Annotated in this window: 22 protein-coding genes; 19 read left to right on the forward strand and 3 right to left on the reverse strand. The window is 59.5% G+C overall.

From position 1 onward, the window contains the following. Positions 1-88: 88 nt before the first annotated feature. The 4 genes from ACUNV4_RS02905 (at position 89) to ACUNV4_RS02920 (ending at position 3,665) form a co-directional block, all read left to right on the forward strand. Positions 89-535 (forward strand): hypothetical protein, encoded by a 447-nt coding sequence (locus ACUNV4_RS02905; protein WP_430876989.1) that lies wholly within the window; start codon positions 89-91, stop codon positions 533-535. Next, on the forward strand, positions 532-891 hold the full coding sequence (locus ACUNV4_RS02910) for an Hpt domain-containing protein (RefSeq protein ID WP_430876990.1): 360 nt from the start codon (positions 532-534) through the stop codon (positions 889-891). Before ACUNV4_RS02905 ends, ACUNV4_RS02910 begins: the two co-directional genes overlap by 4 nt. Then, positions 891-3,095, forward strand: coding sequence for a putative bifunctional diguanylate cyclase/phosphodiesterase (locus ACUNV4_RS02915; protein WP_430876991.1), 2,205 nt, complete (start codon positions 891-893; stop codon positions 3,093-3,095). The genes ACUNV4_RS02910 and ACUNV4_RS02915 overlap by 1 nt, the downstream gene beginning before the upstream one ends. Positions 3,096-3,182: 87 nt before the next feature. Next, positions 3,183-3,665: a PaaI family thioesterase gene (locus ACUNV4_RS02920; protein ID WP_430876992.1), complete on the forward strand. Its 483-nt coding sequence runs from the start codon at positions 3,183-3,185 to the stop codon at positions 3,663-3,665. Positions 3,666-3,706: 41 nt separating this feature from the next. Here the strand turns inward: ACUNV4_RS02920 and ACUNV4_RS02925 are convergent, their stop codons facing one another. Both ACUNV4_RS02925 and ACUNV4_RS02930 read right to left on the reverse strand, forming a co-directional pair. Continuing rightward, on the reverse strand, positions 3,707-3,916 hold the full coding sequence (locus ACUNV4_RS02925; RefSeq protein WP_430876993.1) for a DUF1289 domain-containing protein: 210 nt from the start codon (positions 3,914-3,916) through the stop codon (positions 3,707-3,709). An 18-nt stretch (positions 3,917-3,934) separates the two neighbouring features. After that, a complete protein-coding gene (locus tag ACUNV4_RS02930) occupies positions 3,935-4,855 on the reverse strand; it encodes a hydroxymethylglutaryl-CoA lyase (protein ID WP_430876994.1) in 921 nt (306 codons plus the stop codon). A gap of 101 nt (positions 4,856-4,956) precedes the next feature. Between ACUNV4_RS02930 and ACUNV4_RS02935 the strand changes: the two genes are divergently transcribed. The 15 genes from ACUNV4_RS02935 (at position 4,957) to ACUNV4_RS03005 (ending at position 24,145) form a co-directional block, all read left to right on the forward strand. After that, entirely contained in the window at positions 4,957-5,844 is an 888-nt protein-coding gene (locus ACUNV4_RS02935; protein ID WP_430876995.1) for a ribokinase, read from the forward strand. A gap of 12 nt (positions 5,845-5,856) precedes the next feature. Further along, complete coding sequence (locus ACUNV4_RS02940) at positions 5,857-6,876, forward strand: nucleoside hydrolase (RefSeq protein WP_430876996.1); 1,020 nt, start codon at positions 5,857-5,859, stop codon at positions 6,874-6,876. Between the two features lie 9 nt (positions 6,877-6,885). After that, positions 6,886-8,301 carry an Ig-like domain-containing protein gene (locus tag ACUNV4_RS02945; RefSeq protein WP_430876997.1) on the forward strand — a complete coding sequence of 472 codons (1,416 nt, stop codon included), beginning with the start codon at positions 6,886-6,888 and terminating at the stop codon, positions 8,299-8,301. A 6-nt stretch (positions 8,302-8,307) separates the two neighbouring features. Then, complete coding sequence (locus ACUNV4_RS02950) at positions 8,308-9,009, forward strand: glutamine amidotransferase-related protein (protein ID WP_430876998.1); 702 nt, start codon at positions 8,308-8,310, stop codon at positions 9,007-9,009. A gap of 40 nt (positions 9,010-9,049) precedes the next feature. Further along, a complete protein-coding gene (locus tag ACUNV4_RS02955; protein WP_430876999.1) occupies positions 9,050-10,696 on the forward strand; it encodes an FMN-binding glutamate synthase family protein in 1,647 nt (548 codons plus the stop codon). 107 nt (positions 10,697-10,803) lie between these two features. Next, the gene (locus ACUNV4_RS02960) at positions 10,804-12,504 is read left to right on the forward strand and encodes a cation:proton antiporter domain-containing protein (protein ID WP_430877000.1); all 1,701 of its coding nucleotides are present in this window, start codon (positions 10,804-10,806) and stop codon (positions 12,502-12,504) included. Between the two features lie 56 nt (positions 12,505-12,560). Further along, positions 12,561-12,863 carry a hypothetical protein gene (locus tag ACUNV4_RS02965; RefSeq protein ID WP_430877001.1) on the forward strand — a complete coding sequence of 101 codons (303 nt, stop codon included), beginning with the start codon at positions 12,561-12,563 and terminating at the stop codon, positions 12,861-12,863. A gap of 156 nt (positions 12,864-13,019) precedes the next feature. Then, positions 13,020-14,015 carry a BMP family lipoprotein gene (locus ACUNV4_RS02970; protein ID WP_430877002.1) on the forward strand — a complete coding sequence of 332 codons (996 nt, stop codon included), beginning with the start codon at positions 13,020-13,022 and terminating at the stop codon, positions 14,013-14,015. Positions 14,016-14,073: 58 nt separating this feature from the next. Further along, entirely contained in the window at positions 14,074-15,693 is a 1,620-nt protein-coding gene (locus ACUNV4_RS02975; protein ID WP_430877003.1) for an ABC transporter ATP-binding protein, read from the forward strand. Then, positions 15,690-16,817: an ABC transporter permease gene (locus tag ACUNV4_RS02980; protein WP_430877004.1), complete on the forward strand. Its 1,128-nt coding sequence runs from the start codon at positions 15,690-15,692 to the stop codon at positions 16,815-16,817. The genes ACUNV4_RS02975 and ACUNV4_RS02980 overlap by 4 nt, the downstream gene beginning before the upstream one ends. Next, positions 16,817-17,788 carry an ABC transporter permease gene (locus ACUNV4_RS02985; RefSeq protein ID WP_430877005.1) on the forward strand — a complete coding sequence of 324 codons (972 nt, stop codon included), beginning with the start codon at positions 16,817-16,819 and terminating at the stop codon, positions 17,786-17,788. Before ACUNV4_RS02980 ends, ACUNV4_RS02985 begins: the two co-directional genes overlap by 1 nt. A 418-nt stretch (positions 17,789-18,206) precedes the next feature. Further along, positions 18,207-19,541 (forward strand): argininosuccinate synthase, encoded by a 1,335-nt coding sequence (argG, locus tag ACUNV4_RS02990; RefSeq protein ID WP_430877006.1) that lies wholly within the window; start codon positions 18,207-18,209, stop codon positions 19,539-19,541. A gap of 28 nt (positions 19,542-19,569) precedes the next feature. Then, entirely contained in the window at positions 19,570-20,712 is a 1,143-nt protein-coding gene (gene mnmH, locus ACUNV4_RS02995; RefSeq protein ID WP_430877007.1) for a tRNA 2-selenouridine(34) synthase MnmH, read from the forward strand. Continuing rightward, positions 20,709-22,949: a selenide, water dikinase SelD gene (gene selD, locus ACUNV4_RS03000; RefSeq protein WP_430877008.1), complete on the forward strand. Its 2,241-nt coding sequence runs from the start codon at positions 20,709-20,711 to the stop codon at positions 22,947-22,949. The genes mnmH and selD overlap by 4 nt, the downstream gene beginning before the upstream one ends. A gap of 23 nt (positions 22,950-22,972) precedes the next feature. Beyond that, positions 22,973-24,145, forward strand: coding sequence for a saccharopine dehydrogenase (locus tag ACUNV4_RS03005; RefSeq protein WP_430877009.1), 1,173 nt, complete (start codon positions 22,973-22,975; stop codon positions 24,143-24,145). A gap of 286 nt (positions 24,146-24,431) precedes the next feature. Here ACUNV4_RS03005 and ACUNV4_RS03010 read toward each other — a convergent pair. Further along, a partial coding sequence (locus ACUNV4_RS03010; RefSeq protein ID WP_430877010.1) for a glutathione peroxidase occupies positions 24,432-25,029 on the reverse strand: 598 nt, incomplete at its 5' end.

A 25,029-nucleotide genomic window follows, 5' to 3' on the forward strand; every position in this document is an offset into this window, starting at 1 on the left:
TGCGGCGCGGGCCGTTTCATGCGTTCTCGGGTCAAGTTGTTCGCCTCAGCGTCGATACGTTCTGCATGAGATGTATTCAGGATTGAGGATGCAGACGATTTCACAACTGGTGCGTTTCTCCATGGCAGCGGGCATGTATCTGCTGCTGATGTGGGGTTACATGGTGCTGCCCAATGCACAGTGGTTCGCTGCATTCCTGGCTTTGATCCTGTCCACCATGCTGATCTACTGGGTGACCGAGACACGGGTCACAACGGACCTGACAGAGAACCCTCGACACGCGGAACCACGAATCCGCTCCGGATACGGTCGCCCGGGTATCACGATGGCGGACTGGCAGGAAAAACCCGATGAGCCGATCGGCGGGGATCTGCGCACCTCACCCCCGGGTCTGGAGGCGGCTGTGCTGAGACTTGATTCATTGAAATCGGAATTGATGGCCCAGTATGCTCAGTTTGGCCGGGATCAGTCGTTAATCAATGGTAGAGGACTCGGATCCTGGCACGGAAAAAGGGATTTTCACAAACCGACATGACTAGTTACATCGAACCTCAGGCACTGAAGTCCATTGCCTCGTTGCAACGGCCCGGTAAACCGGATCTGCTCGAACGCGTGGTTGGCCTGTTCAAGTCCGAGTCGCCCACGGCCATCGAAGCCATTCAGCAGGGGCTGGACTCGGATGATCTGCCGGCTGTCGGCAATGCCGCACATGGCCTGAAATCCAGCAGCGCCTATGTCGGGGCGAGAATGCTCTCGGAGCGTTGCCGTGAGCTCGAAGCGGCCGCTCGCGAAGAGAACCATCCCGCCTGTCATGCCCTGGCTGATGGTGTCGAGGAATTGTTCGAGGCCAGCATCGTGGCGCTTGACCAGCACATGAGAAAGGTTGCCTGATGAGCCAGGCCTCTCCGCAATCGTTGCAGATGGTGATGTCGAGCGTGCAGCGCGAGCGTCCCATCGTGCTGCATGTGGATGACGATGTCGCCAGTCTGCTGATGGCCGAAGGTGCGCTGGAGGATGCCGGCTTCGATGTGCTGCATGCCGCTGATGGCATCGAGGCCATAGACATGTACCGTGAGCATGAACCGGATCTGGTCATCATGGATGCCGTCATGCCGGTCATGGATGGCTTCGAGGCCATCAGCGGCATTCGCAAGTTGCCCGGCGGCATGCATGTGCCCATCCTGATGATCACGGGGCTGGAAGATCTGGACTCGATCACCCGTGCCTATGACGAAGGGGTGACCGATTTTCTGACCAAGCCTGTCAATTTCTACATCCTGCCGTATCGTGTGCAGTATCTGCTGCGTTCCAAGTTGACAGCCGATGCCCTGCGGGTGAGTCAGTCGAAACTGGACAATGCACAGCGCATCGCCAGACTGGGCAACTGGGAGTGGTGTCTGAGCAGCCACGGCATGTCATGGTCGCGCGAGTTCGGCCGCGTGCTGGGACTGACCGAAGGACAGACCGTGGACAACTGGAACGAGTTTCTGGATCGGATCGTCGATGCCGATCGCCACAGTGTTCGCCTGATGGCCGAACATGCCGTCGAGGAAAAACAGCCTTTCAACATCGAGTTCTGTGTGCCTTGCCTGCACGATGATAGCTCACGCCGCATTCGTCTCGAGGCTGAACCCTATTGTGTCGAGAGTGGTGAATGCACGCACATGATGGGCACCATTCAGGATATTACCGAACGCACCAATGCCCAGAAGCAGATCCACAATCTGGCCTATTTCGATCTGGTGACCGGTCTGCCCAATCGCGCCCAGTTGAACGAGCAGCTGCGGTACACCCTGAAACTGGCCAAACGCAATCAGGGCAAGTTCGCCTTGCTGTTTCTCGATCTGGACCACTTCAAGCAGGTCAATGACACCCTGGGACATGATGCCGGCGACGACCTGCTCAAGCAGGTGTCCGGCCGTTTGACAAGCGTGGTACGTGGCGGCGACATGGTCAGCAGCTGCGGCGAGAATATCGATGGCGAGGAAGCCGAATCACAGCATACGGTCGCTCGTCTCGGTGGGGATGAGTTCGTCGTACTGCTCGGTCAGGTCAATCGGGCAGAGGACGCCGCTCGCGTGGCTGAGCGCATTGCCCAGTCGATCAGCGCGCCCTACGACATCGGCGGGCAGAACGTGTCAGTGACTACCACCATCGGTATCAGTGTGTTTCCGGCAGATGGCGTGACCTCGGAAGTGCTGATGAAGAATGCCGATGTGGCGATGTATCACGCCAAGGAATCCGGTCGCAATGGCTACCAGTTCTATTCGCGCCAGATTCACGAGCAGGCGCTGGCCCGCTTTTCGCTGGAAAGCGAGCTGAAGAGTGCGATCGAAAACGAGCAGTTGACCCTGGTGTATCAGCCCAAGGTCAACATCTGCGATGGCAGCGTCAGCGGGGTCGAGGCACTGATCCGCTGGGACCATGAGGAACACGGTACGGTCAGTCCGAACGACTTCATTCCGCTGGCGGAAGAGACCGGGCTGATCCTGCCGCTGGGCCGCTGGGTGCTGTGCGAGGCCACACGCCAGATGCAGAACTGGATCGAGGCCGGGATGGAGCCTCTGGTGATCGCGGTCAATTGCTCGTCGGTGCAGTTCACCCGCAGCGACATGATCACGGATATCAATACCGCCATCGCCTACAGTGGTCTGGATCCGCATTTGCTGGAAATAGAATTGACCGAGAGTCTGCTGCTGCAGGATATCGAACTGGGCATCCGGATTCTGCGTGACATGAAGGCTCTGGGCATACAGGTGGCCATCGATGACTTCGGAACCGGGTTTTCGTCACTGAGCTATCTGAAGAGACTGCCTGTCGACAAGCTCAAGATCGATCGTTCCTTCGTCAAGGATCTGGGAGTCGATGCCGGTGATGTCGCCATCGTCTCGGCCATCATCACGCTGAGCCACAACCTGAATCTGACGGTGGTGGCAGAGGGCGTCGAGACGAGGCAGCAATATGACATTCTGCATGGCTTCGACTGTAACGAGGCGCAAGGATTCCTGATCAGTCATCCGATGAATGCTACCGAAATGCAACGCTGGTTGCTGCACACGACTACCGGGCTCAACCGCAAGGTGTCCGGCCTCTGAACCCGTTGCTGCCCCAAGGGCCATCTTGACCAACCGGCGGCTCTCGGTAACACTGCTGCCTTGCGAGCAACAATCCGGACGCCGATAGTGAGCAGTGAACACCAGACAGGGTCAACTCCCGAGACGGGCACGTCCTCGTTGCTGCTCAGTGAGGAGGCGTTTCGCGAGATTCTCGACGAGCGTCTGCCCTTTGCCGGCATGATGGGCATTGCCGTGGATTACTTCGCCGACGATCATGTCCGCCTGCGCGCGCGCTACAACGAACGACTGCTGCGCCCCGGTGGAACCATTGCCGGCCCGGTCATGATGGGACTGGCCGATGCCGCCCTCTATGCGCTGATTCTGTCGCGAATCGGGCCGGTGGAGCTGGCGGTGACCACCAGTCTGTCCATCAACTTCCTGCGCAAGCCCGGCACGGCAGATGTGGTGGCCGATGCTCGCATGCTGAAGCTTGGCAAACGCCTGGCGGTGGGCGAGGTCAGCTTGTTCAGTGAGCACGGCAGCGAGGACGAGCCCGTGGCCCATGTCACTGGCACCTATTCCATTCCGCCGCCGGAACAGCGGGTCTGATCCAGCGCGTTGCTGTTCGCCGACAGCAGGCGCGTCCTGTATCAGGGGGCGTCTGTCCCGTTGCTGTCCGATGATTGCGACAGGCGCCGTCGCTCCAGGCAGGCATGCAGCACCGAGAGTTTCTGCTCGGACTTCATGACCCCCCAGCAGCCTATTTCCTCGAGGGTGCGCAGGCAGCCTTCGCACAGTTGCCTGTCTTCGTCGATTCGGCAGATGCCGATGCAGGGTGACGGTATATCGGCTTGCATCATGGTCGGTGTCGCTCGGGGTCAGTCTGCTGAATTGTCGGCAGCGGCCTGCAAGGCCCTGGCCGCTCTTGACTGCGAGTCACGCTGCAGTTGCTGGCTGATGTAACGACCTGCCTCGAGCAGCGCCGGCAGATCGACTCCGTGCTCGATTCCCAGACCATCGAGCAGGTAGATCACGTCTTCGGTGGCGACATTGCCGGTGGCCCCTCTGGCATAGGGGCATCCGCCGAGACCGGCGATCGAGGCATCGATGGTCGCCACACCGTATTGCAGGGCGATCACGAGATTCGCCAGTGCCTGCCCGTAGGTGTCGTGGCAATGCATGGCCAGCTGTTCAACCGCGATGCCATCGGTGAGCAGGGTATCGAGCAGTCGGCCTGTACTGCCTGCCGTACCGGTGCCGATGGTGTCGCCCAGCGAGACTTCATGACAGCCCATGTCCAGCAGCTGGCGGGTCAGCTGGCTGACTGCCGCGGGGGAGACCTCACCTTCATAGGGGCAACCCAGCACGCAGGAGAGATAACCACGAACCGGCAGGTTCAGACTGCGGGCCCGCTCCATGATGGGTGCGAAACGCTGCAGGGTCTCGCTGATGCTGGCGTTGAGGTTCTTGCGAGAGAAGCTTTCCGTGACCGCTGCGAAGATGGCCACCTCATCGACCTGGGCGTCGATGGCCGAGTCCAGGCCTCGCTCGTTCGGTGTCAGTGCCGTGTAACGGGTGCCCGGGCGACGCCTGATGCTGCCGAATACAGGTCCCGAATCGGCCATTTGCGGCACCCAGCGGGGAGAGACGAAGGAGCCGGTCTCGATGATGGGCAAACCACTGACGGACAGCTTGTCTACCAGGGTGGCTTTCTGCGCAACGCTCAGGGCGCTGGCTTCATTCTGCAGTCCGTCACGTGGACCGACTTCCACCACAGTGACCTTGTCTGGATAATTCACGCGTTCGAGATTCCGATTATGGGGGCTTCGGGATGGCTGACTCCTGTCGAGGATAGCGCGTTACACTCTGACCTGTCTTTTCTTCATTCGTACTTCGAACCATGAAGGTATTCAATTTCGGCTCCATCAACATCGACATGGTCTATCGGGTTCCGCATCTGGTGCAGCCAGGGGAAACCCTGTCCAGTCGTTCGCTGGAGACCGTGCTGGGCGGCAAGGGCGCCAATCAATCGGTGGCACTGGCGCGCGCGGGGATCGACGTCCGGCATATCGGTCGCATCGGCAAATCCGACCAGTGGGCGGCCGAACAGATGCAGGCAGCCGGCGTCGACATGCAGGGTGTGGAATCCGTGGACGGGCCCAGCGGTCATGCCATCATTCAGGTGGATGACAGTGGCGAAAACTCCATCATTCTGCATGGCGGTGCCAATCAGAGCTTTGATCGCGGAGTGCTGGAGCAACGCTTGAGCGAAGCGGCGCCGGGTGACTGGCTGCTGATGCAGAACGAATGCAACGATATCGCCGAGGCGTTCGAGATTGCTCGCCAGCGCCAGATGTCGATCGCCTTCAATCCGGCGCCGATGACGGCTGCCGTCAGACAGTTGCCACTGGCACAGTGCGATGTGCTGATCGTCAACGAAACCGAAGCGGCGGATCTGGCTGAAACCGATGATCCTGATGAGGCGCTGGCCATTCTGGCGCAACGCTATCCCGATACCCGACTGGTGCTGACGTTGGGCTCTCGAGGAGCCTTGCTGCAATACGAGGGCCAGCAGGTAAGTGAGGCGGCAGTGCCGGTCGATGTTGTCGATACCACGGGAGCAGGGGATACCTTTGTGGGATACTTCCTTGCCGGACTCATGCAGGGGCTTGCCGAAAGGGACGCTCTGCAGCGCGCCTGCCGAGCCGCAGCCCTGTCGGTCACGGTGGCCGGCGCCACTCCGAGCATCCCGACCCTTGCCGAGGTCGACAGCACACAGGACGATTGAATCAAACTGACCATGCACAAGATCATCATTGACACCGATCCCGGTGTGGACGACACCATGGCCATTGCCTATGCACTGGCCCATCCGGACATCGAACTGCTGGGACTGACCACGGTCTTCGGCAATATCAACATCGACTATTCGACCCGCAATGCACAGTACATTCTGGATGTGCTGGGCGCCGAGTCGGTTGCCGTGGCGCGAGGCGCTGCCATCCCGCTGGTGCAGTCACCCTTGCCGCATGCCGATTTCGTGCACGGTGGCGATGGCCTGGGCAACGTCTATCCCGGCAGTCAGCCCGGTGCGCCTGCTCCCGGTGCTGCGCCGCTGCGCAGCGAGGCACGACATGCACAGCTGGAGCCGCTGGATGCCGCCGATTTCATCATTCGCAGCGCGCAGGAGCATCCCGGTGAACTGACCATCGTGGCTGTCGGGCCGCTGACCAATGTCGCCGAGGCTCTGCGTCGCGAACCGCGCCTGCCCAGTCTGGTGGCCGGTCTGGTCATCATGGGTGGCTGCGTCGACGAGCCGGGCAATGTCTCGCCCGTGGCCGAGGCCAACTTCCTGAACGACCCCCATGCGGCGGATGAACTGCTGGCCGCCGACTGGCCTGCCACCATTGTCGGTCTGGATGTCACGCATCGCATCATGCTCACCGATACACATCTGAAGCAACTGGATGATCAGGCGGGGGAGACCGGAGCGCTGATCTGGCAAAGCAGCCGCTTCTATGTCGACTTCTATACGCAGAGTGGCGCTGCCAAGGGGTTGGACGAACCACAGTGCGCCATGCATGATGCTGCCGCAGTTGCCTATGTGCTGCAGCCCGATGCCTTCACGGTCGAGAAGGGCGCTGCTCGCGTTGTACCGGAAGGTATCGCCATCGGTCAGCTGGCACTGGATCGCAAGGGCTACACCTATGCCGTGCCGCACTGGCAGGATCGCCCGGCCAGCGCCGTCTGCATGACAGTCGATGCAGATCGTGTGCGAGAGCACTTTCTACGGACTATCATCAGTCATCATCGTCGTTGAGGACAGGTCATGAAGACTTCGGCAAGCTTGTACGCCAGCGCGGCGGTTGGCTGCCTGCTGGTCAGCGGGTGCAATTGGGTGGATTCTGCCGGTTCGGACGGGGTGCCGATCACGGAGGTCTTTCTCGACGACCAGCCGGTTGACGAAGCAATCGTCCTGAACGAAAAAAGCATTGGCGAGATCGCGACGGGCCGTGTGGGTTCCCTGTCCGGCGAACAGGAGTTCGTGTGGAATCCGACACCGCTGGCGCAGGGGAATCTGGCTCTGTGCGCTGAGGTGTCGGGGTTCAATGTCGATCTGGCCGCAGATTCCCTGCTTGATGCCTGCACGGATGTCGATGATTGCTCTCTCGAGTTCCAGCAGGTGGATACCGATGAGGCACTGGCGGAATTCAATCTGCCGGTGCCCGAGTTGAAGGCCTCGGTGGGCATGCGCTACCAGTTGACGACCCGGGACAGTGCCGGTCGCGAAAGCTCGAATGAATACGATTTCTGTCTGATCGCCATCAACGAGGCACCGGTAGCGGTCAACGATACATTTGTGGTGCTGGAAGGCACGCGCGAGAGTTTCGGGGCCGATGATGTCAACCTGCTCAGCAACGACAGTGATGATATCGATGACAGCAACTCTCCGATTGTCGTGTTGCCCGAGGCGCTGGAAGGGCCCGAGAATGCGGCGTTTTTCGAGTTGAGCCCGGAGGGAGATGGCAGCTTCACGTACGAGTCCAGCCTGACGGGCATTCGCACGGATCAGTTCGACAGCTTTGTCTATCAGCTCAGCGATGGTGTACACGTGTCCACGGCCACAGCCACCATTCGTATCGTGGCTGCCAATCAGGCTCCGGAGCTGATTGATCCGATCCCTGAACTGACGGCAATCGAAGGGGAGCGTGTGGTCGAGAACCTTGCCCTGTATTTTCTCGATCCGGAGGAGAGTGAGCTGATTTTTTCACTGGCTGAGGATACCCCGCTGCCCGATGACGGAAACCTGTCACTGAGTGAGGAGGGTGTGCTGTCGGGCATCCCGGGTGAAGACGACGTCGGCACACATGTACTGACGCTGATCGTCAGTGACGGAGGCGCCGAACTGGAAACCGATGTCACCCTGGAGATCGAGGCGGCGCCGCTGGTGCCCGAGAACTCGGCACCGGAATATATCGAGGATTCGGTGTTCAACCAGATAATCCTGCTGGGAAGATCTATTCGGCCTGTGATTCCAGAATTCATCGATCCGGATGGTGATACGCTGAGTTACGCCATCGCTGGAAACGGCGAATTGCCTGATGGCGTCGAGATCGATGAGGAAACGGGCATCGTGTCGGGCCTTCCAACCGAGGAAACCAACGTGCGCAACTTACGTATCGAAGCTACAGATCCCTCAGGAGAGTCCGCTGTTTCAGATGCCTTCTACATTTGGGTGCGATAGATTTGCATGAGTCGTAGTGCCGCAGCGCCATACCTGTTCGTCAAGCATTCCGCCAACTGGAATGTGGATCGCTGTACACGCTGGATGTCGGACAACGGCAAGAATGTCGATTGGTGTTACCCGGTCAACGACGACCCCTTTCCCGACCCGCGTGGTTACGCAGGCGTCATGGTCTTCGGCGGTGCCAACAGCGCCAATGATTGTTCCGATTTCGACTGGGTCAGGCGTGAGCTGGTCTTCGTCGAACAGTGCCTGAAGCACGATATACCGTTTTTCGGCATCTGCCTGGGAGCCCAGATTCTGGCCCGGGTGCTGGGTGCACGTGTCCGGCCGCACGAAAACGCGGTACAGGAAGTCGGATTTCACCGGGTTGATCCGGTGCCCGAGGAGTCGGCTTTTCTGACGTCACCGCTGATGGTCATGCAGTGGCACTCCGAAGGTTTCGAGTTGCCGCCCGATACCCGACGTATCGCCACCGGGGAACATTTTCCGAATCAGGCCTACCGTTTGAACGATCATGTGCTGGGGGTGCAGTTCCATCCGGAAGTGAATGCCGAAGTGCTGGCAATCTGGCAGGAGCGCAATCGTCTCAAGAAGCCGGAGCAGTTTACCGATGAGGAGCGGGCCGACATGATGAACGATGCCCATCGGCACGATGCCAGCGTAAGCTGCTGGCTGGACGGTGTGATGAGAGACTGGACCGGATAAACGCCGGGCGCATCGGCTACCATGGCGCACGGAGGAATTCATGCGCACATACTTCATTACAGCTTCGCTCGTCTCGGTTCTGCTGGTCCTGCTACTGGCTCTGCTCTGGTCGCCCATCCTGTGGGTGCTGCTGGTCCTGCTGCCGTTGATCGGTGTGGGTGTTCACGACATGCGGCAGACCGAGCATTCGCTGCGACGCAATTTTCCCCTGTTCAGTCGTGGACGCTGGATGCTCGAAGGGCTGCGACCCTTCGTGCGTCAGTATCTGTTCGAATCCGAAACCGATGGGGCTCCCGTTTCACGCATGTTTCGGTCGGTGGTCTATCAGCGCGCCAAGGGGGAGAACGATACGGTGCCTTTCGGTACCAAATTCGACACCTACCGCGATGGTTACGAATGGATTGCCCATTCGCTGGCCGCCATCGACATTCACGGCACGGACAACGATCCCCGCGTCAAGGTGGGTGGCCCGGACTGTCAGCAACCGTACAATGCCAGCCTGCTGAACATCAGTGCCATGAGTTTCGGCTCGCTCAGCGCCAATGCCATACGCGCTCTGAATGACGGTGCACGCATGGGCGGCTTTGCCCACAATACCGGCGAAGGCGGCTTGTCAAGTCATCACCTGGAGGGTGGTGGCGATATCATCTGGCAGATCGGTACCGGCTATTTCGGCTGCCGCACGGCCGATGGAGGCTTCGATGCCGACAAGTTCGCCGCCAATGCCACGCGAGAGCAGGTGAAGATGATCGAGATAAAGCTCTCGCAAGGTGCCAAGCCTGGCCACGGCGGCATCTTGCCGGCGGTCAAGAATACGGCCGAGATCGCCGCGGCCAGAGGTGTGGAAGAGGGCACCATGGTGGCCTCACCGCCGAGTCATTCAGCTTTTACGACTCCACTGGAAATGATGCATTTCATTGCCGAATTGCGCGAACTGAGTGGTGGCAAACCCATTGGATTCAAATTGTGCGTCGGGCGCGAAAGCGAGTTCATTGCCATCTGCAAGGCGATGATCGCCACCGGTATCAAGCCGGATTTCATCACGGTGGATGGTGGTGAAGGCGGCACTGGCGCTGCGCCACTGGAATTTTCGAATTCCGTTGGCATGCCGCTGCGTGACGGCCTGGCCTTTGTCTGTGACTGCCTGTCCGGATTCGATCTGAAGAAGGACATTCGGGTGATTGCCGTGGGCAAGATCTTTACCGCCTTTCATATCGTGAAGAACCTCAGCATCGGCGCGGATCTGTGCTATTGCGCGCGTGGCTTCATGATGTCACTGGGCTGCGTACAGTCGCTGGTATGCAATACCAACCATTGCCCGACAGGTGTCGCGACGCAGGATCCGAAGCTGGCAAAGGGCCTGGTCATCACGGACAAGCGTGTTCGCGTGCAGCGTTTTCATGACGAGACCATCGAGCGGGTCAACGAGATCGTGGCGGCAGCAGGTCTGTGTACACCTTGCGAGCTCAACCGCACACATGTCTACCGCCGCATCAATCAGCATGATATCCGTCGTTACGACCAGCTGTTTCCGTATACCGATGTCGGTAGCTTGCTGCAGGCACCGTACCCGGGGCGTTTCGAACAGCAGATGGCCGAGTCCGATATCAACACGTTCATGCCGGTGAGCTACATTGCCGAGCATACCGCAGGAATCCGGCAGCTGGACGAGGCCGCGAGCGCCTGAGTGGCGTTGCGAGAATGCCCGGAAAACCGGCAGCCGGGGAGTGCTCATGCTGCAAGGACTCGTGAACGGCCTGTCGGCAGGCCGGAGCAGCGACAGGGAGGCGAAAGATGATTGCTGAGCCCAGCAACCTGCTGCTGAACATCTTCATCTACCTGTTGGCAGGGTTGCTGGCGGTACCCAGTGCCAAGCGTCTGGGACTGGGGCCGGTTTTCGGTTATCTGTTCGCCGGCATTCTGATCGGACCCTGGGGGCTGGCGCTGATCCGGGATGTCGAGCATATCGATCTGTTTTCCCGTGTCGCTACCGTGCTGCTGTTGTTTCTGGCGGCGTTGCAGGCGACTCCGGCACGCGTCAAGCGGCTGCTCGATGGCGGGATCAGACTCGGAATCCTGCAATTCGTGCTGACTTCGCTCGTGATCATGCTGGTCGGCATGCTGATCGGGCATCCCTGGCATCACGCGTTGGTGGCAGGGCTGGCTCTGTCCATTTCCTCGGAGGCGGTCGCCACCCATGCCTTCAACGAGCGCTACCCGACAGGGTCACCGCTGACCGAAGCCGGACACCAGCTGCTGTTGACCCAGGCCATGGCCATCGTGCCGGTTTTCGTGCTGTTGCCCCTGCTTGGCTTCGAGGCCACCATTACCCAGGGCAGCCCCTGGCCCCGGGTCATCATGGGGCTGATGTTTCTGGGGGGCTTCGGCATTTTCGGTCACCTGATGCTGCGTCACGCGTTTCGCTATGTCGTCAGCATCGGGCTGGATGAGGTCTTTGCCGCCTTTGCGCTGCTGCTGACCATCGGCTTGCTGCTGGTGGTGCGGGCTCTTGATCTGCCACTGGAGCTGGGTGCTCTGTTGGGTGGTCTGCTGCTGATCCGTTCGGAATACGGTTCGGCGATTCGCATTGCCATGGGGCCGTTCAGCGGTTTGCTGGTAGGCATGTTCTTCATTTCCACCGGCATGCAGATCGATTTTGCCACCTTCATTCGCAAACCGCTGGAGACCTTTGCCCTGGTGGCCCTGCTGGTGTTCGTCAAGGCCTGGATCGTGCGCAATATCCTGCGACATTCGAAGGTGCCACGGCAGCAGCGAATCTGGCTGGCGACCGTGCTGGCGCAAAGTGGTGAACTGGCCTTCGTTGTCATCGCTCTGGCCATCAGTTATCAGGCCATACCGGACAAGCTGGCGGCGCAGCTGGTGCTGGTGGTTGCGCTGTCGATGCTGGCAACGCCAATGTTGCTCTTCTTTGCGGCGCGCCGTGACACTCTGCCAGCCCGTCAGCAGACTGATACCGGTGTGGATGCCGGGGAAACGGCGGATTCCCAGGTGATCGTCGCCGGCTATGGGCGAGTCGGCTGTGTGGTTGCAAGAATGCTGCAGGAGAACGGCTTCCGCGCCGTGGTCATCGACCACAGCCCGGATCGCTTCACCGCACTGCGATCGGCGGGGTTTGTCGGCTTCTACGGTGATGCCACACGTCCCGACTTGCTGGAGGCCGCCGGCGCTGCCCGCGCAGCGGTACTGGTGATTGCGCTGGATGACCCCGAGGCCGCCGCCGATCTGCTGAAACGGGTGCGTCGCGAATATCCGCATCTGACCGTGCTGGCGCGCGCGGTGGGCACCGACGATGAGCACCGCCTGCTGCGCGATGGCGCTGACAGAGCCTATGGCGAGACATTTGAAACTGCCCTGCTGATCGGCGAAGATGTGCTGGAAATGGTGGGCGTCTCGCCTCTGGATGCTCAGGCCCTGGCCGAGAGTTTCCGGGACGCGGCCCTGGAATCGCAACCGGCACCGGCGGCCCGGGACTGAATTGCGTGAAGAATGCGTGGCGCGACGCGCTGCCAACGATAGGATGTTGAATTGTCATGAAAGGTAACGATGTGGAATCGCTCACCAAACTGCTCAAGGAGCACGAGGTGGCGTTGTCAGCGGTCAAGGCCAACAAGCTGATGTTGCAGCTGGGTCTGCTCGAAGAGGCAACCCGCGAGAGCTCCACCAGACCGGGTGTCATGAAGAAGTACAAGGTTTTGAGCGAAAAGGGGCTGGATTACGGTGTCAACGAGGAAAATCCGCAAAGCCCGGATCAGACCTCACCCTACTATTACAAGGACTCTTTCGGAGAACTGGCCAGTCTGCTGGTGGCAGCCAACGAAGCGGCGGGTAAATAGTGCGAGGCCGGCGGCCGATAGGCTGCTGTTCGGTGCCGATTCGAGTGCCGTTGGACTCGAAATGTATCGTGCTACACTCGAAACAGGCGGCTGAGGCGCTCCCCGGCTACATGCCTGGCAGCTGCAGTCGTTATCAATTCTCAGAGGAACAACACTATGACAATCTCACGCCTCGGCGTAATTGCCGGGATACTGCTGGCTTCTACTGCTGCCTCTGCAGCCGATATTTCGCCAGCTGTCGTGTTTGACATGGGCGGCAAGTTCGACAAGTCGTTCAATCAGGGAGTCTACGATGGCGCCGAGCGGTTCAAGGAAGAAACCGGCGTAGCCTATCGCGAGTTCGAAGTCACCAACGAGACCCAGCGTGAGCAGGCCATCCGTCGTATGGCACAACGGGGTGCCGATCCGATCGTCGGCGTCGGCTTTGCCCAGGCCGGTCCCATGGAGACAGTCGCCAAGGAATTCCCCGATACCCGCTTCACCCTGATCGATGGCGTCGTCGATCTGCCCAATGTGCAGTCTGTCGTCTTCAAGGAACAGGAAGGATCGTTTCTGGTCGGTGTGCTGGCCGCCATGGCCTCCGACAGCAAGATGGTCGGTTTCGTCGGTGGCATGGATATTCCACTGATTCGTCGTTTTGCCTGTGGCTATGAGCAGGGTGCCAAGCATGCGGATGCTTCGGTCGATGTCATCCAGAACATGACCGGTACCACGCCTTCAGCCTGGAACGATCCGGGGCGTGGCAGCGAGTTGGCCAAGGGACAGTTCGACCGAGGTGTCGATGTCATCTATGCCGCCGCTGGCGGTACCGGTATCGGTGTCTATCAGGCAGCAAAGGACGGCGACAAACTGGCCATCGGAGTGGATTCCAACCAGAACTACCTGCATCCGGGCAGCATGCTGACCTCCATGCTCAAGCGGGTGGACGTGGCAGCCTACAATGCCTTCAAGCAGGCCATGGACGGAACCTGGGAAGCGGGCATCAAGGATCTGGGACTGGCCGATGGTGCTGTGGGCTGGGCACTGGATGAAAACAACGAAGCGCTGATCACCGACGACATGAAGGCGGCGGTGGAAGCTGCAACTGCCGGTATCGTTGCCGGCGACATCAGCGTTCATGACTACATGAGCGACAACAGCTGCTCTTACTGATCAACATCATCTGACCTTATGATGCAGACAACGCAACTGGTACCGGGTTGTCCGGATCATGGTTGATTTCAATGATGCAGACGCAGGCGGAAGCACTCCGGTGAATCCGCCTGCCGGTTCGATCGATGGCCCCCTGGCCATCGAACTGCGTGGCATTTCCAAGCGATTCGGGGCTGTCCGCGCCAACCGCAATATCGATCTGAAGGTTGCTCGCGGCACCATTCACGGTATCGTGGGTGAAAACGGCGCGGGCAAGTCGACGCTCATGAGCATCCTCTACGGCTTCTATCAGGCCGACAGTGGGGAGGTGCTCATCAATGGCAAGCCGGTTGCCATTCACGATTCCAGTGACGCCATTGCCGCCGGTATCGGCATGGTGCACCAGCACTTCATGCTGGTGGATACCTTCAGCGTGCTGGAAAACGTCATGCTTGGCGCCGAAGGCAATGCGCTGCTGTCACACAGTGCAGCCGCTGCTCGCAAGGAACTGCAACGTCTGGCAGATGAATATCAGCTGTCCGTGCACGTGGATTCCCTGGTGTCCGATCTGCCGGTTGGCGAGCAGCAGCGTACCGAGATTCTCAAGGCGCTCTATCGCCATGCCGAAATCCTGATTCTCGACGAACCTACCGGCGTGCTGACCCCGCAGGAGGCCGATCAACTGTTTGTCGTGCTCAACGCGCTGAAAGAGCGGGGCGTGACCGTCATCCTGATCACGCACAAGCTGCGTGAAATCATGGACGTGACCGACACCGTCTCCGTGCTGCGCATGGGCGAGATGGTGTCGCATCTCAAGACCAGCGAGACCAGCATGAGTGAACTGGCCGAGCTGATGGTCGGGCGCAAGCTGGAAACGCGGAACTATCATCGCGACGAACCCTTGTCCGCCGATACCGCCAAGGGGATCGAAGTGGTGGATCTCGGCGTCATCGACAAGACCGGCAAGGTGCGCCTGAAGAACCTGTCATTCGAGGTCAAGCGTGGTGAGGTTCTCGGGGTGGCGGGTGTTGCCGGCAATGGTCAGAGCATGCTGCTGGAAGTGCTCTCGGGCATCACGTCACCGACCAGCGGACATTTCATCATCAATGGCCAGCAGGCCTCGGCCGATCAGGCGATCACGCCCTCGGAGATGCGTCAGCTGAAAGTGCAGCATGTGCCGGAGGATCGTCTCAAGCTGGGGCTGGTCAAGTCGTTCACAGCCGCGGAAAGCTCGGTACTGGGTTATCAACGTGCCGGTCGCTTCAATCTGCGTGGCCTGCTGCGCCTGAAGACCATTCGCGCCATCTGCCGGCAATTGATGGAAGGGCTCGATGTACGTCCCCCCGACCCCAATCTGAAATCAGCCTCGTTTTCCGGTGGCAATCAACAGAAGCTGATTCTGGCACGCGAGCTCGAACGTCAGCCGGAGGTGCTGCTGGTGGGCCAACCGACTCGCGGTGTCGACATCGGAGCCATCGAGCTGATTCACGAAAAGATCATCGAGATGCGGGACAAGGGCTGCGCCATCCTGCTGGTGTCTGTCGAGCTCGACGAGATCATGAGTCTGGCCGATCGCATCATCGTCATGTACGAGGGGCAGATTGTGGCCGAGGTCAGTGGGCGTGATGCCAACAAGACGCAACTGGGCCTGATGATGGCCAATGCACACCAGGATTCGGTTCAGGACTCCGCGGCATGAGTATCAATACCAGCAGCATTCCCTTGCCAGCCTGGCTGGAGATTGGTCTCATTCCGGTGCTGAACATCATTGTGGCGCTGTTCTTTGCCGGACTGATCATGCTCGCCATCGGGGTCAACCCGATCGAGGCGGTGGGCATCATGATCAACGGTGCCTTCGGCTATGACGAGGCCATCGGTTACACCCTGTATTACACCACCAACTTCATCTTTACCGGGCTGGCCGTGGCGGTTGCCTTTCACGCCAATCTGTTCAACATCGGTGGAGAAGGGCAGGCCTATATCGGCGGGCTGGGTGTCGGTCTGGTCTTTCTGTTGCTCGACAAGTACCTGCCGATGATTCTGCTGATTCCGCTGGGCATCCTCGCCGCCGGACTGTTCGGCGCCGCCTGGGCGTTCATACCGGCCTGGTTGCAGGCGCACCGTGGCAGCCACATCGTCATCACCACCATCATGTTCAACTTCATCGCCTCATCCATCATGGTGTACCTGCTGGTAAACGTGCTGATCAAGCCCGGACAGATGTCGCCGGAGACTCGCCAGTTCGATGAATCTGCCTGGTTGCCCTTCATGCATGATGTGCTCGGCTGGTTCGGCATGGAAGTGACGCGGTCACCGCTGAACCTGTCGCTGGTGTTTGCGCTGATCTGCTGTGTGTTGGTCTGGATCTACATCTGGCGCACTCGCTGGGGCTATGAGCTGCGTACTGCCGGGCAGAGCGAGGCGGCTGCACGCTATGCGGGTATCAGGCCCAAGACGGTCATCATCACGGCCATGTGTGTGTCCGGTGCACTGGCAGGCTTCGTGGCGGTCAACGAGATCATGGGTGTGCATCACCGCCTGCTGCTCAATTTCACTGCCGGTTACGGATTCACCGGTATTGCCGTATCACTGATGGGGCGCAATCACCCGGTGGGTATCGTCATGGCCAGTCTGCTGTTCGGTGTGCTGTATCAGGGCGGGGCGGAACTGGCCTTCGAGATTCCCACCATTACACGAGAGATGGTCGTGGCCATCCAGGGTCTCATCATCCTGTTCTCCGGAGCGTTGGCGCTCATGCTGCGGCCCTGGGTGGTGCAGCTGTATCTCAAATTCAAGCCTGTTGACGAAGTGGTGCCTGCCTGATGGAAGCGCTCTCCGGATTCTTCGCGATACTCGATGCCACCCTGCGGGTGTCCACTCCCCTGATCCTGGCCGCCATGGCGGGTCTGTTCTCCGAACGCTCGGGCATCGTCGATATCAGCCTGGAAGGCAAGATGCTGGCATCCGCCTTCGCCGCAGCGGCAGTGGCAGCCGTTACCGGGAGTGCCTGGCTGGCGCTGGGAACCGGAATCCTGGTGGGTGTCGCACTGGCGCTGGTGCATGGCTTTGCCTGCATTACCCATCGTGGCAACCAGGTGGTCAGCGGCCTTGCCATCAATATCCTGGCATCCGGTCTGACGGTGGTGCTGGGCATCGCCTGGTTTGCCCAGGGAGGACAGACTCCCTCGCTGACCAGTGAGGCGCGGTTCATGCCGCTGGAATTGCCGCTGGCCGATGCTGCACGCTCCATACCGGTGATCGGAACCTTCTACAGTGATGTCATCAGCGGCCACAATGTGCTGGTCTACGTCGCCTGGCTGGCCGTGTTTGCCACCTGGTGGGTCGTCTACCGTACCCGCTTCGGCCTGCGCATTCGCGCTGTCGGCGAAAATCCGCTGGCCGTGGACACCGCCGGACTGTCCGTGAGCCGCCTGCGCTATTCCGCCGTGGCCATTTGCGGCGCCTTGTCCGGCATTGCCGGTGCCTACCTGTCCACTGCACAGAACGCCTCCTTCGTCCGTGAAATGACTGCCGGGCAGGGCTACATTGCCCTGGCTGCTCTCATCTTCGGCAAATGGCGCCCCGTTCCTGCCATGCTGGCCTGCCTGATGTTCGGCTTTCTCGATGCCGTCGCCATTCGCATGCAGGGCGTCTCCCTGCCTGTCATCGGCGAAGTGCCCGTGCAAGCCATCCAGGCCCTGCCTTATGTGCTCACCGTCATCCTGCTCGCCGGCTTCATCGGCCGCGCCACCGCCCCCAAGGCCGTCGGCATCCCCTTTCTCAAGGAACGCTGACCCCATCGGGTCGGACCATGATAAGTATCTGAAAAAAATAATAAAATATAGCCATAATCATTGTTAAATAGCCTTGAACGCCCGTTTTCACCCTCGAAAATGGGCGTTCAAGCGTCATCCATCTCGAAACTGCCGGCCCCTTTGGCAATATCTGTTCACTCTGAAGATGGTCTTATGGCATCGCTAGCGGAATCGCCTGTCGATTGTGACTCCGCACCAAGGCTCTCCGTCAGCACCGGTGTGGTCCTGAGGTCTGCTTAATCATCCCTTTTCTGGCAGAAATTGATAGCTTCAGCGGCGAAAAATGCGCTGGATTGATGAATATTTTATGAAGAATCAAGGAGTAATGGTGGTCCGACCCGGGGGGGATGTTTGGTAGACTGGGGGGATCGAATGGTTAGTGGGTTTTGTGGGGTTGATGAACAAGATTTTGTTGTCGTTGCCGGTTGATCAGAAAGTCGGCATAGCGTTCTCCGGTGGTCTGGATACATCGGCTGCCATTGCCTGGATGAAGCAGAAGGGCGCCTTGCCTTATGCCTACACCGCTGACCTGGGACAACCGGATGAGGATGATTTCGAGGATATCGCCTCGCGTGCTCGCGCCTATGGCGCTGAAGAGGCGCGTACGGTCGATTGTGTCGACGTACTGGTGAATGAAGGCCTGGTGGCCATCATGTGCGGTGCTTTCCACATCGAGAGTGGTGGCAAGAAGTATTTCAACACCACGCCGCTGGGGCGCGCCGTTACAGGCACCATTCTGGTTCGCGCGATGCTTGCCGACGATGTCCATATCTGGGGCGATGGTTCGACCTACAAGGGCAATGACATCGAAAGATTCTATCGTTATGGCCTGATGACCAACCCCGACCTGCGCATCTACAAGCCCTGGCTGGATTCCGACTTCGTGAAGGAACTGGGCGGTCGAGCGGAAATGAGCGAATTTCTCAATGCCAACGGTTTCGAATACCGGGCCAGCAAGGAAAAGGCCTACTCCACCGATGCCAATATCCTGGGCGCCACGCACGAAGCCAAGGATCTGGAATTTCTCGATCGAGGCATGAATATCGTCGAGCCCATCATGGGCGTGAAGTTCTGGGATCCGAGCGTCGAGATCAAGACCGAGCAGGTCAGTGTGACCTTCGAAGAGGGAATGCCGGTTGCACTGAATGGCAAGCGCTACGATACGGCGGTAGAGCTGTTCAAGGAAGCCAATACCATCGGCGGTCGTCATGGTCTTGGCATGTGTGATCAGATCGAGAATCGCATCATCGAAGCCAAGAGCCGTGGCATCTATGAAGCACCCGGTATGGCCTTGCTGCATCTCACCTATGAGCGCCTGCTCAATGGCATTCATAACGAGGACACGCTGGACAACTATCATTCGCTGGGTCGGCGTCTGGGCAAGCTGTTGTACCAGGGTCGCTGGTTCGATCCGCAGGCATTGATGCTCAGAGACACCCTGCAGAAGTGGATAGGCGCCAGTGTCAACGGCACTGTCACCCTGGAACTGCGTCGGGGCGATGACTACACCTTGCTGAACACCGAAAGTGATTCGCTGACCTATGCGCCTGAAAACCTGTCGATGGAAGTGGTTGAGGACGAGGCCTTCAGTCCCCTGGATCGCATCGGTCAGCTGTCCATGCGCAACCTGGATATCAACGATTCACGAACCAAGCTGCATGCATATGCGGCCAAGGGTGTGTTGCCATCAGGTGGTGCGATGAAACAGCTTCTCAGTGACGAAAAGAACTGAACGACAGACCGAGAGTTATAATACAACTGTGGGAAGCAACGACAGTTCGGCGACCGGAACATCGCTGGAAGTCCCACAGCAACCCGGTCCTGTTTGCACGGATTATCGTCAGCTTTTCCTGAACGATACACCGTTGCTGGATGTCAGAGCGCCCATCGAGTTTGCGAAGGGCGCCTTTCCTGCATCCGTCAATCGACCATTGATGACCGATGAAGAGCGCCACCTCATCGGCATTCGCTACAAGCAGGCCGATCAGCAAAAGGCGATCGCTCTGGGCGCCGAGCTGGTAACGCCACAGCTGCGTCAGCAGCGGGTCGCCGCCTGGGCTGAATTCGCCCGTGAGCATCCCCAGGGTGCTCTCTACTGCTTCCGTGGTGGATTACGCTCGCGCATCAGCCAACAGTGGTTGAAGGAGGCGGGCGTCGAGTTGCCCCTGGTGAGCGGCGGCTACAAGGCCTTGCGCACCTTCCTGATGGAGACCCTGACGGAACTGTGTGCGACGCTGGACCTGGTGCTGATCGGGGGCCGCACCGGCAATGGCAAGACGCTGCTGATTCAGCGCCTGGGCAGTACGGTCGACCTGGAACAGCTGGCCAATCACCGTGGTTCGAGTTTTGGCAGCATGGCCAGCGTGCAGCCAAGCAATATCGATTTCGAGAACGCGGTAACCGTTGCGTTGATGAAGCTGGCAGATGCCGGTCACCAGCGAGTGCTGCTGGAGGATGAAGCCCGTCTCATCGGACGCGTCTGTCTGCCCGATACCCTGCGCAACGCCATGCAGGCAGCGCCGATCCTGATACTCGAATGCGACATGCAGCAGCGCATCGAAAACTGTTTCGATGACTATGTGCCCGACCTGCTGAAGCGCTATCAAGCCACTCATGGGACAGGTGCCGGGTTCGAGGCCTACGCGAATCACCACCGAGGCAGTCTGTCGCGCATTCAGAAGCGATTTGGTCATGTGCGGTACCAGCATGCTCTCGACATGCTGGAAGAGGCCTTGAAACGTCATGAACGCAATGCTGACACCAGCGGATATGCCGGTTTCATCGAGTTCATGCTGCGCGAATACTACGACCCCATGTACGACTACCAGCTGAGTCGGAAGCAACATCGCGTCGTGGCCCGTGGCTATGCTGAAGAGTTGCTCGCCTGGGCCGCCCAACAGTGAACAGTGCGCCGATCGTACAGGATGTCTGCCTGCTCGGTGGCGGGCACAGTCACGTCCTGTTGATTCGACGTTGGGCAATGCAAGCTCTGCCGGGCGTACGACTGACCCTGGTGTCAAGCAGTTCGATGACCCCCTATTCGGGCATGCTGCCGGGCCTGATTGCCGGTCACTACAGCGTCGACGATATACACGTCGACTTGCGCAGATTGTGTGCCTGGGCCGGTATCCGTTTCATCGAGGAAACCGCCATCTCGCTGGATCCTGAACGACGGCAGATCGGCTTCGCGTCCAGGCCCGCTCTCGAGTTCGACGTGCTGTCTCTGGATACCGGTAGCACACCGGATCTGTCAGTGCCCGGGGCGCGGGAGCACGTCACACCGGTCAAACCGGTTCACAGCTTTCATGCTCGCTGGCAGCAGATCAGAGAGCGGCTCGAGTCATCGGAGGAGGAACGTGTATCCATCGGCGTAGTGGGCTCCGGTGCCGGCGGTTTCGAACTGGTGACTGCCATGCGCCATGTGCTGGCCAGTGAGCGGGCACAACTGTTCTGGTTCCTGCGCCATGACATGCCCTTGTCCGGTCGGCCAGCCCGGGTAGGCGAACTGGCACTGGCGGCCGCCAGGCGTGCCGGTATCGCGGTGATCACGCAGTTCGACGTCATACGGGTCGAGTCCGATCGCCTGGTGGCGGCAGACTCTCGGGAAGTGACGCTGGACGAAGTGCTCTGGTGTACCGGGGCTGTGGCTCCCGACTGGCCGTCGGCTGCCGGTCTGGCCGTGGACTCTCGTGGTTTTGTCAGCACCAATGCCTGTCTGCAGAGCGTGTCTCATGACTTCATTTTTGCCAGCGGAGACATCGGCACCCAACGCGCGACGCCTAGTGCCAAGGCTGGCGTATTCGCGGTTCGTCAGGCACCCATTCTGTTCGAGAATATTCAACATTACCTGCTCGGCAGGAAGCTGAAGCCCTATCGACCGCAGAAGGATTTCCTGAGCCTGATGGCAACCGGTGAAAAGCGCGCCATTGCCAATCGTGGTCCACTGACGGTCGAGGCTGATTGGGTATGGCGTTGGAAGGACCATATCGATCAGACTTTCATGCGCAAGTTCAGTGATCTGCCGGTCATGAACCTGAATCCGGCGACCCTGAAACTGCCAGATGCCTTGCGGGAACGTCACCTTGACGCTGCAGGTTCGAAGGCAGGACACGCCGGGGCCGCCATGCGGTGCCGGGGTTGCGGTTCGAAGGTCGGCGAGCCGCTTCTGGAGCGAGTATTGACTCATGTTCGTGCCGACCAACAGACTGATGGCTCATCGCCACTGTCTCCAGCTGCGGATACGGCAGTGTTGTCCTTGCCCGGCAGCACCCTCGTGCAATCCGTCGATCTTGTCAATGCCATCGTGGACGATCCGTATCTGCTGGGGCGTATTGCCGCATTGCATGCATTGAGTGATGTGGTGACGGTGGATGCAACGGTTCATTCCGTGCAGGTCATTGCCACCGTGCCTTCAGGGACGGAGCCCATCGTTGAACGGGATCTGAAGCTGTTGATGAGCGGACTGTCGCACGTACTGGAAGCAGAGCGGTGTGCACTGGTTGGCGGGCATACGGTGCAGGGAGATGAGCTGTCGCTGGGTGTTGTCGTGAATGCCGTGCTGAATGACAACAGTGATGCGGCGTCCAGCGACAGGCCGGAAATGCACGTCGGTGACGTTCTGATCCTGACCCAGCCGCTGGGAATCGGCACGCTGTTCGCCGGGCTCATGCAAGGTCGAACGCGCGGGCCGGATGTTGGCAGCGCACTGCATCACATGCTGACAAGTAACCGGCCAGCGGCCCACATACTGCGTCAGGCCGGGGCGCATTACATGACGGATATCACGGGGTTCGGTCTGTTGGGTCATCTGCACCGATTGCTTGACGGCCTTCAGATGGGGGCACGTATTCGCAGTGCGCAGATTCCGCTGTTGCCGGGATCATGGCAATTGGCCGAACAGGGGGTGCGCAGTTCTCTGTGGCCCGAGAATCGCCAGGTACTCGATGTCATGGCGGTGGACGCCGATATTCCGGCATCGCGGTTGTCCCTGCTGTGTGATCCGCAAACCAGCGGTGGGCTGCTGGCCATCGTACCGGCGTCTGCGCAGGCTGACTGTCTTGAACGCTTGCATGCCGCGGGCTATGCCGAAGCTGCGGTGATTGGCGACATGGCACCATCGGCAACAATAACGCTGTCCTGACATTCACTGACGAGAAGAATCTGATGAACAACACCCTGCTATGGCTGCGGGCCGAATCCAAGGCCTTTGAAGAGCGCACCTTGCTGACGCCAGAGGTGACCCGTGAGCTGTTGAAGGCAGGCTTCGAGGTCGTGGTCGAACGTAGCGTTGCACGTATCTTCAGCGATGAGGAGTATCAGGAAGCGGGATGCCGATTGGTGCCCGAGGGTAGCTGGCAGGCAGCTCCTGAACATGCCTTCATTCTGGGGCTCAAGGAACTGGATCCCGTACTGGGTCCGTTCACGCGGCGTCACGTACATTTTGCGCATGCCTACAAGCATCAGAGTGGCTGGCAGGAGACCCTCGGTGCATTTGCGCGCGGCAAGGGCACCCTGTATGACCTGGAGTATCTGGTCGATGAACAGGGGCGGCGAGTGGCCGCATTCGGGTACTGGGCAGGCTTTGTCGGAGCGGCGACAGCCGTGCTCAGCTGGGCTGGACAGGCCTTGGGCAAAGAACCCAGTCTGGCAGCCTTGCAGGCCTGGCCCGACAAGAATGCCCTGATTGCCGACGTGCGTGAACAGTTGGCGCAGGTAGAGGCAGCGCAAGGCGGTTGTGATGAGGATGCAGTCGTCAGTGAGGCCGGCGCGGCAGCTCAATCGCACAAGCCGGTTGATCAGCGCCCGACTGCGTTGGTCATCGGCGCTCTGGGACGCTGCGGTAGAGGGGCCTGTGAGTTGCTGGAAGCCTGCGATGTGCCGCTCACTCGTTGGGATCAGGCTGAAACAGCCGCCGGGGGACCCTTCGATGCAGTTCGCGAGCACGACATGCTGATCAACTGCGTATTCGTGAATGCGCCGTCCTTGCCTTTCACCACGCTTGAACATCTGCAATCTCCCCAACGTCGTCTATGCGTCATCGCCGACGTCAGCTGCGATCCTACGGGTGAGTTCAATCCCTTGCCTGTCTATCGCGATTGCACCACCATGGACAGACCGGTTGAGCGACTTCTTGCTGCCGACGGATCAGCGCCGCGACTGGACATCATTGCTATTGATCATCTGCCTTCTCTGCTGCCCAGAGAGAGCAGTGAGGACTTCTCGACACAGATGTTGCCGCATCTGCTCGAGCTGAAACAGCCTGACCAGGGTGTCTGGCAGCGTGCAGAGGCCGTTTTCAGGCAGTACCGGGATCTGGCGACCGGACAACAGGCCTGACTTGACAGCGGCTCGTCCCTTGGTGTGGGGCGAGTTGTGCGACGCTATCCGAAGCGGATGATTGAATGCGTCAAACAGGTCAAACAGGTCAAACAGGTCGAACAGGTCGAACAGGTCGAATAGAGCGAATAGAGCGAATAGAGCGAATAGAGCGGGTCAAACGGATCAGAGCAGACCGAACGACCTACTTCAACAGCGCCTCGATGTCGCTCACCAGCTGTTTGCCCGTCGGCAGTACGCTGGACCCATAGTGGGCCACTACCTCTCCGTTTCTGTCGACCAGGTACTAGTTGAAATTCCATTGCGGGTAGATGCCGGTTGCAGCCGCGAGGTATTGGTACAAGGGATGCGCATCGGCCGCGGTGACATGCACCTTCTGGAACATGGGAAAGCTCACGCCATAGTTCAGTTCACAGAACCTGGCCACCGCAGCTTCGGAATCGAGCTCCTGGCGAAAGTCCTCGGACGGGAAACCGAGTACCGCGAATCCTCGCTCGCCATAGCGCCGGTGCAGTGTTTCCAGTGATTCGAACTGAGGGGTGAAACCGCATTTGCTGGCGGTATTGACAAGCAACAGCACCTTGCCGGCAAACGCATCGCACAAGGGTCTGGCCTCTGGTCCCATGAGCGGGCGAATGGCATGGGTCAGCAGAGGCGAGCAACTCCTTTCCGGACTACTCGATTCTGCCGACACAGGGACGCTCAGAGGCTCGGGCGAGGGCGGCTGCAAGGCTACACCCCGATCCATAAGCGCTGTCATGATTGCCGTGCCCTCTGTGCCCTCTGTGCCCGCTGTGTCTGTCGTGTCTGTCGTGCCTGTCGTGCCTGTCGTGCCTGTCGTGCCTGTCGTGTCTGTCGTGTCTGTCGTGTCTGTCGTGTCTGTC

This window comes from Granulosicoccus sp. 3-233 (genome assembly GCF_052681095.1).